Here is an 8,295-nt window from a genome sequence, read left to right as displayed (position 1 = left end):
TAACATTGGTTATACCCCTATATGCGCGATAATGATAATGACGGTATGGTAGGTGAGGAAGCACCTAGAACTTTGAGGCAAAATAAATGAACGAAAGAACATTTTCTTCGTTGGACGATTTATAACATTTTGCGAATGGGTGTCTGTACAGGAACAACTGAAGTTAATGGTCATATCATCTAAATTTGTATGGTGAAAATATAATTATTTTTCACTAACGGGTGCTTTAGTTAAACAAGACCATCATTTGGATGGTCTATTTTTATGTCCAAAACATCAAGTAGGTTTCGGCGAACCATTGTGAAATGTTACACTTAAACTAACGCAGCAGGTTAGTTGAAGAAGGAAATGTTTTTAAACGAAGGGAAGATAAACTTAATGAAACAAATATATGCTTTTGAAAAGAAAGAGGAATATGAGAAGTATCAAGATATTATTCATAGATTTGGTAAGAAGCTGAATGAGTACCAAAAAATACTCGAAAATCATTATTCTCTTACAGAACTACCAAAAAAGTATTTTATGGACTACCGAAGAATTAGCAACTAAGGTTTTTTCCGATATACCTATACCAGCCTACACTAATAAAGATTTAATATATATGTCACCAGATATAGAAACTTGGCGGAAACTTCTAGTAATACAATTAGAGGGTAAAGCACATCCTAATGTGCAAATTTTATGAAAGCTACTCTGAAAATCAGATATTTATCATATTAGCACACGAACTTACTCATCATTCTGATTTATTTTTAGATGAATTTGAAGATGAAAGAGAAGATAGTATATGGTTCGAGGAAGGAATGTGTTTTTATCTACCTCGAAAGATATTATTAAGTGAGAAGGAATTCAATGAAATAACAAATGCAGAAGCCGAGTTAATTGAAGCTTTCAAGGACAAATATGGAAATCACTCATTAGAAGACTTTGGCAGCAGTTCATATCAAGGTAGCTTATCAAGTATTATGTTTGACTATTGGCGAAGTTATCTTTCTGTAAAGTATTTAGTAGAAGTTCGTGCAAATAATGATGTGAAGATGGTTTCTGATAAATATCATAGATGGCATAAAGAAGGTAGGAAAGTGCCATTAACGGAGTACTTTGAATTAAATTCCTTACTCAACTAACGAGTGCTTTAGTTAAACATGACCATCATTTTCGATGGTTTATTTTTACGTCCAAAATATCAAGTATATTTCGGCGATCCATTGTGAAATGTTACACTTAAACTAACGGGGCAGGTTAGTTGAACAAGAGATAAAAATTCCAATAAGAACTTATTGACTAAAATATGGATAAATTGTAAAATGGAAAAAATATAAACTAAGGAAAACACAATGATTGGGAGTATTAAGGATTATTTATTGATTAGAGAGCTGTCGGTTGGTGAAAGGCAGCAATAAATTCCCCAACTCGCCCAGGAGTGGTAAGACTGATATTTAAGTCTTAACGGCTAACCTCGTAATAGGTTTTTGAGTGGATTTGTTTTAATTAAACAAATCAAAAAGAGTGGTACCACGTAGGTATAGCCTATCGTCTCTTATGGGATGATGGGCTTTTTTATATTTATAAGGAGGGATGATTAGTGATAATAAAATATCCAAAAGCTTTACAAAAAGGCGATAAAATTGCTGTTACAGCAATTTCGAGTGGTGTAGAGAAACCATTACATATATTATTAGAGAAAGCAAAAAGCAACATTGAATCTCTAGGGTATAAAGTAGAACTAGCAAAAACGGTATGGAATGATGAGAAATCAAGAAGTGCAACAAAAGAAATAAGAGCAGAAGAATTTATGGAGCTATTAGCTGATCCGGCAATTAAAGCGATTATTCCACCATGGGGAGGACAATTTTCTTTAGAAATTCTTCCGTTGTTAGATTGGGAGAAAATCAAAAAAAATACTCCTAAGTGGATATTAGGTTATTCGGATATAAGTACGATTAACTTTGTTTATACCACCATAACAGGTAATGCATCAGCACATGGCATAAACTTTGTGGAGATGTCCGCACCAACATTAGATGAAACGAGCAGTAGTTGGCATAATGTACTGACAGCGAATCATGGAGATATCATAAATCAAAAATCATCTTTTGAATTTCAATCCTCATGGGAGAAGGTATTTATGAATCCAGCAACAGGTTTTTATTTTGATACCAAAACGGAATGGAAAAGTATAAATACACATGAAAATTTTTCTGGAAGATTGTTAGGAGGCGTTATTAATACAATACAAAATCTTCATGGAACACCATTCGATCAAGTGGAAGAATACTTAGATACGTATACAAAGGATCAAGGCACTATCTGGTATCTTGAAAGCGTAGGAATGAGTGCGGCTGAAATCTATCGTGCCTTGTGGCAAATGAAAATAAATGGTTGGTTTAAAAATACTAATGGAGTGTTAATTGGCAGATCAAGTGGATATGCTCCAACAAAAGATTATGAACTAGAAGATGTTTTGATGGACATTTTTTATCATGATAATATTCCGTTTATTTATGATGTTGATATTGGACATTTGCCACCACAAAATACATTAGTTAATGGTGCGCTCGCAAATGTATCATACAAAAATGGTATCGGAAAAATAACTATGCACTTTAAGTAGACTTTTTATAACTATCAATTCTAAGCGTATCAATATAGAAGATTTCTTTAGTTTCATCAAGAAGCAGCATTCTTGTAATAAATGAAATGAGTTTTGGATTACCGGCAAAGTTTGTGAATAAATGTATCTAATCAATAGGGTGCTTTAGTTAAAGATCAAGGGTTGCTTAATGCAACTCTTTTTTCTTATTGAACTAACGCAGCAGGTTAGTTGAATAAGATGTATTAAATATATAAAGGAATGTGGGCAAAAATATAGAATTAAAATTTATGGTATTTCAAAAGTTCGATGTTACTTTGAAAGGGGATAAGGTAATTGGAAAAAGCACTTTTAAGCATTTCTTTATTTGTTATTTTACTTATTTCTGGTTGTTCTCCGGATGACAATGACAAAGCTAGCGTTAATACAAAAAAAGTAAGTTCTTCATCAGAAGAAAATATACAGTGGGATTTATCTCCTGAGTTTGAAACATCCCCTGGAGATAAATTAGAGGGACAAAAAGATAAAGTAGGGATTGTTGGACCTGAGTTTAAAGCTGGTGAAGTAAATAAATGGTTATGGCATTTTTGGGGAGATGAACAAACTATTCAAGACGGAAATTTTAAAGTGGTTGCTATAAACAAAGACACAGGAGAAAAAGAAATGGCGTTAGTTACTGATGCTGGTACATCTAACGAAAGGAAAGTCTGGAATTACGAGGAGTTATCTTACAGTCCAAATGGAGTTAGGGGTTCAGATAGTTCAAGACCTTCTAATATGTCCTTGTCAAAAGCCGGAATATGGCGTTTAGAAGTCTTTATCGGTGCCGACCGTTTTGGATCAATTGTTGTCGAGGTAAAGTAGTAAATTAAAAGTCCATATTGAACTATCGAAAGTAATTTTTGAGTCTTCAACTAACGGGTGCTTTACTTCAAGAAGGGGTAAAGTCTTTTTGAACTAACGAGGCAGTTTAGTTCAATAATTATTAAAATATACAAGGTATTAGCCGAGTTCATTGAACTGGGTTATTTATTTATTTATTTATTTATATTAACAAATGTCATCATGAATAATGGATCTGAATTTTTGGGAAAACAGGTATAATAAATTTAATGCTTTATATTAAACTTTACTAGAGTTGGAAGTAAATTCAACTTCTTTACCATTTTATTTTTTCGAATTGTGCATCCTAAACAGCCTCACCGTCGCCTAAAAGGTAGAAACAAAAAAGGGGGCTTTCCTCATGGAACAGGAAATACTGATGACACGGATCCAGAACGGCGAGGACGAAGCTTTTGCTCAACTAGTCAACCCCTTGATTGAAAAGGGGTACAGGACCAGTTTCAGTATCCTCAAGTCGAGAGATCAGGCAGAAGAGGTTGTCCAAAATGCGTTGATTGAGGCATATAGGAATATTATGAGTGGAAAGGATATCACCTATTTCAACACCTGGTTCTATAAATTGGTCACCCACCGCTCAATCGATGCTTGGAGAAAGAATGACCGCCTGAAGGAATCTCCGCTTGAAATCGATGCGGTGACAGACAAACATAGCGTGATGGAAAGCGTACTAAAAGAGGAAACCGAGAACGAGATTAAAAGGGGCATATTATCCCTCGATAACAGGGATTATCGGAACGTCCTAATCCTCTACTATTACCAAGAGCAAGCAATCCAAGAAATTTCAGATTTGTTGGGACTGAAAAGTTCGACGGTCAAATCCCACCTTCGAAGAGCAAGGAACACTCTGAAAAAAAGATTGATCGAAAATCAGTTTATAGGGGTGAATTCACAATGAAAATTGATGAATCAATGAAGAAAGAAATTAAAGAAGAGATGGAAAAAATCCAGGTACCATCTTCCATGTACGAATTTGCTAAAAACATTAAGGAAGAATCGGAAAAAAGAGCGGATTTTGAAAAAGCGACAGGAAGAAAAAGAGGTTGGAGAAAATCCCAGTTTGTAGTTGCAGCGGTTATCAGTCTTGTCGTCCTAACGGGTTCCGCATTCCTGAATCCAACCATGGCGGAAATGGCATCGAAAATCCCTTATATTGGACAAATATTCCATAAACCGATACATGAAGTAATTACGGAAGCGTTGGTGAAAGAAGGGTATCAACCAACAAGTATCGGCATGGGGATCTGGAGACAGAAGCCACACTTTGACATATCGCTGGAGGGAACGGAAGAATACGTCAAGCAAGAAGAGGACAAAGTTTTGACTATTTTGACTGAAATTTTGGAAAAAAAGGGGTATGATAACTACGAGTTAACGGTTTCTGACACGAATGAGGTATCTCCCGCGTTAAAAGAGATAGGTAATCAAAGGGAGGAACTAGGCGAAAAGTTGATGTCGGACTTGCAGGGAGCAGGCTACTCGATTATGAATGTTAACGCATATGGCCCTGTAGTAAACGTGTACATCCCGATTGCCTATGAAGCTAAGAAAGTAGAAATTTACAAGGCCTCGATTGAACTTTTGAAAGCAAACGATACACCGTCACAAGTACAGATTATAACTCGAGACGTTTCGGAAGAGGAACTTAAGGATAAGTGGATGCCGGTCATGAGAAGCATAGAAGAAGAGTTTTTCCTAAAAAAAGAGTACCGGGTAGCTGACATTAGCTATTCCTACAAGCCAGAAAAAGTGTCTATTACCATCATGACGAACATGAAACTATCGGAAGTAGATACTAAAGAGACGGTAACCAAAATCCGAAAAGAAATTACTGAGTTTCTGGATAGCGAAGAAGTAAAAACAATGACAGAGAATCAGAAATATGAGCTAATTGTCCAAGACAAGAACGGAAAAGATTTTCCTTTTTAAAAAACCAAACAAATTATAATTACACCCGTTAATTATCTCATACTAATAACTTTAAATGGCTGTGACTCAAAGTAACTCTAGATATAAAAACAGTGCAAATACAATAATTCTTTCTTCAACTAACGGATGCTTTAGTTAAACAAGACCATCATTTGGATGGTCTATTTTTATGTCCAAAACATCAAGTAGATTTCTGCAATCCATTGTCAAATGTTACACTTAAACTAACGGGGCAGTTTAGTTTAACAAGATAAACGGAAAACGTATCTAAGAAAGGTTGAGATATATTTATGTCTGAATGCATTATAAATCTGGAAAACGATCTAGATAAAGAAGAATCTTTTGAGATAACTGGAGACAACATTGCATTAGTACATGTAATGGATAATAGCGGGAATGACATAACAGAGAATTGTAGAGTACGGCAGTATGGTTTAACAAGGTAATACTTAAAAGCTAACAAAAAAGCTCGGAGTATTTACTCTAAGCTTTTTTGTACTAAGACCTTTATAATTATTTTCTCCCAACATGAAGAGTAATTGCTCCATCAGCAGGGCTATATGTGGAAGTTACTTTTCTTCCGTTAGCAGTGAATGATTCTGGAATATCATTTTTGTTGAAGTAATTCCACACTCTATCTGCATCGCCACCAAAGTATAGATTGAATAATTCTTTGGCTACGATTGGTACACGATAGGACTCTGGTAATACTGACGTATCTTCCCATCCGTAGAATTTAAGGGCTACTTCTTCCTTGGAAGTAGAGTTAGCACCAACTACATGAATCATCCCTTGTGGATAAGAGGGAATACCATAGCTCCTACCACCATCTTTAAACCCAAGCTCATTTTGCAATGTCGCTAAATTAGTTGCGTGATTTGAACTCCAAGAAGATTTTAACACTGGTGCAACCCAACCATCAGGATATTTTTCGCTATCCTTTGAAGAGGAAGAGAGAGAGTTATCCTCTAATAATTTGAGCTTGGCTTTAGATGGAGTTTCATATTTTACAACAGTTGTTCTCTTTACGAATAAACCTCCACCAAGCCCATAATAACCACCATCTTGACCCTTATAGCTATAGATTCTAAATTCGTCACCTTTTCTCAGAGATCTAGTGCTTTGTTTGAATATGCCATCATTGTTATTTTGATAGACTTGAGTTGTATTCAACACAGTCACCTTACCAATTTGTCCTTTTACTAATTCGGTTTTCCCCCACATTACTTTAGTTGATGCTTCAGTTATTGTAACAGTTGATAAAAATAATAACGGGATTATTAATGCAGATAAAAAAACTTTCTTCATACGTATTCATTACCTCCAATATGTTACTCAATCAGTATATCGGTATATTAAATTTAATATTTACTCATAACATTAATCCCTACAAACATTGTTTCTTATTTAACTACTGGGTGCTTTAGTAAAGATCATAGGGTTGCTTAGGCAACTCTTTTTTCTTACATAACTAAAGCGGCAGGTTAGTGTTGTTAAGAGTACTTTAAGGAAGAATAAAAATTAAGCATTCAAAAAATGTACCGATATACAAAATATAGAGAGAAAGATTGGAGATAGCAAATCATGAAAAAACTATTCTTGTTGAATGTATTAATGGTGCCTATATTCTTAACATCACTATTAACAGTAGCAGAAGCAGCACCTAAAAAGGTTATGTGGGGAAAGACAGAATTAAAAATTGGGCAAATTGGAAAGGTCACAATATTGAGTACTACACCGACTTACCAAATGAACAATGATAAATTTAAGCAAAACTCAAGAACCGTAAAAAAAGGTGATGAATACCGAGTTTATAGCTATAAAGGTAAAGATGGTGGATATTACGGGTTAGGTGGAGGATTATTTGTAAAGAAATCAAATGCCATCAAATATGAAACTCCTTCTAAATCCAAACTATCTTTATTAAAAAAACAGGAACTATCTCAAACAGATGGTAACATTTATCCTGATGGATGGGTCGCACCAGTGTTGAAATCATCTTGGAGTCACGATCCTGTAGTAAACTATCAAACACTTGAAAATGAGCTTGGATTTACAAATGGCGGTAGTCGTTATGCCCTTCCAGAATTTCCACAAGGTGTTATCCATATTGTTGAGCAAGGTGGAAAAGATGTTAATATTGTCTTCTTTGGATGGGAAGACACTTCTGTTCTTCCAAATTCATATAGAGTGCCTATTATTGCTAAAGAATTATTCAAATTATACTTTGCCAACGATGCAACGGATGTATGGAATTACTTTAATAGTAACGATATTCCAGAAGAATTTACTGCTAATGGCAGAAATGTAACTGTTACATATAGTCCTGCTAATGGGGCAATTAGTCTAAGTGTCCGGTAAATAATAAATTATCGAAGCCATCGGAAATAGTAAAACAGGACCATCATTTCGGTGGTCTATTTTTATGTACAATGTGAACTGTTACACTTAAACTAACGGGGCAGTTTAGTTTAATAAGAAAGATGTTTAAATATTTAAAATTCGGGAAAATTAATATGATAAAATTAGTGGAAGAACGAACTTCGAACATTCATGGAGAATTAACAACCAAAGGTGGTGGAATTAGTGAAAAATGGTCGTGATAGTGGATTTAATTATTGGAAAATGAATTATAGAACGAAGTTTATTCGAACTTTGTGGATGATTCCTGTTGCTATATTTTTATCTTTTCTACTGTTTGTAATGGATATTCCTTCAAAATTTAGCGTATTTTTGTTGGTACTTTTACTAGTTACCCTAATAGTTCAATTAATTTATACGTATATTAAGTGGAAAAGTGAAAGACAGACGGAAACTCTTAAAGATATTTAAATATGGGGGTGTTTCTTTCAGAGAAGGAAACGCTTCTTTTT

Annotated in this window: 10 protein-coding genes and 1 other annotated feature; of the genes, 9 read left to right on the top strand and 1 reads right to left on the bottom strand. The window is 34.6% G+C overall.

Annotated elements, in window-relative coordinates:
* The first annotated feature begins 378 nt into the window (after window positions 1–378).
* The 7 genes from PGC35_RS19805 (at window position 379) to PGC35_RS19775 (ending at window position 5,868) form a co-directional block, all read left to right on the top strand.
* Entirely contained in the window at window positions 379–549 is a 171-nt protein-coding gene (locus PGC35_RS19805) for a hypothetical protein (protein WP_375220377.1), read from the top strand.
* Between the two features lie 119 nt (window positions 550–668).
* On the top strand, window positions 669–1,127 hold the full coding sequence (locus PGC35_RS19800) for a hypothetical protein (protein ID WP_375220376.1): 459 nt from the start codon (window positions 669–671) through the stop codon (window positions 1,125–1,127).
* Between the two features lie 201 nt (window positions 1,128–1,328).
* Window positions 1,329–1,544 (top strand) — a binding site (T-box leader).
* Between the two features lie 41 nt (window positions 1,545–1,585).
* Window positions 1,586–2,614 carry a S66 family peptidase gene (locus PGC35_RS19795; RefSeq protein WP_375220375.1) on the top strand — a complete coding sequence of 343 codons (1,029 nt, stop codon included), beginning with the start codon at window positions 1,586–1,588 and terminating at the stop codon, window positions 2,612–2,614.
* A 315-nt stretch (window positions 2,615–2,929) separates the two neighbouring features.
* Window positions 2,930–3,457: a hypothetical protein gene (locus PGC35_RS19790; protein ID WP_375220374.1), complete on the top strand. Its 528-nt coding sequence runs from the start codon at window positions 2,930–2,932 to the stop codon at window positions 3,455–3,457.
* 379 nt (window positions 3,458–3,836) lie between these two features.
* The gene (locus tag PGC35_RS19785) at window positions 3,837–4,391 is read left to right on the top strand and encodes an RNA polymerase sigma factor (protein WP_375220373.1); all 555 of its coding nucleotides are present in this window, start codon (window positions 3,837–3,839) and stop codon (window positions 4,389–4,391) included.
* Window positions 4,388–5,422: a DUF4179 domain-containing protein gene (locus tag PGC35_RS19780; RefSeq protein ID WP_375220372.1), complete on the top strand. Its 1,035-nt coding sequence runs from the start codon at window positions 4,388–4,390 to the stop codon at window positions 5,420–5,422. The genes PGC35_RS19785 and PGC35_RS19780 overlap by 4 nt, the downstream gene beginning before the upstream one ends.
* Window positions 5,423–5,712: 290 nt before the next feature.
* Entirely contained in the window at window positions 5,713–5,868 is a 156-nt protein-coding gene (locus PGC35_RS19775; protein WP_375220371.1) for a hypothetical protein, read from the top strand.
* A gap of 67 nt (window positions 5,869–5,935) precedes the next feature.
* Here PGC35_RS19775 and PGC35_RS19770 read toward each other — a convergent pair whose 3' ends face one another.
* Entirely contained in the window at window positions 5,936–6,730 is a 795-nt protein-coding gene (locus PGC35_RS19770; protein ID WP_375220370.1) for a hypothetical protein, read from the bottom strand.
* A gap of 276 nt (window positions 6,731–7,006) precedes the next feature.
* Between PGC35_RS19770 and PGC35_RS19765 the strand changes: the two genes are divergently transcribed.
* The gene (locus PGC35_RS19765) at window positions 7,007–7,783 is read left to right on the top strand and encodes a hypothetical protein (RefSeq protein WP_375220369.1); all 777 of its coding nucleotides are present in this window, start codon (window positions 7,007–7,009) and stop codon (window positions 7,781–7,783) included.
* Between the two features lie 225 nt (window positions 7,784–8,008).
* On the top strand, window positions 8,009–8,254 hold the full coding sequence (locus tag PGC35_RS19760; RefSeq protein WP_375220368.1) for a hypothetical protein: 246 nt from the start codon (window positions 8,009–8,011) through the stop codon (window positions 8,252–8,254).
* Window positions 8,255–8,295: the final 41 nt, after the last annotated feature.

It is taken from the genome of Psychrobacillus sp. PGGUH221 (genome assembly GCF_042055255.1).
In the GTDB taxonomy this organism is placed as follows: Bacteria; Bacillota; Bacilli; order Bacillales_A; family Planococcaceae; genus Psychrobacillus.
Note: the sequence above shows the minus strand (reverse complement) of the source record. Positions and strands in the feature narration are given on the sequence as shown.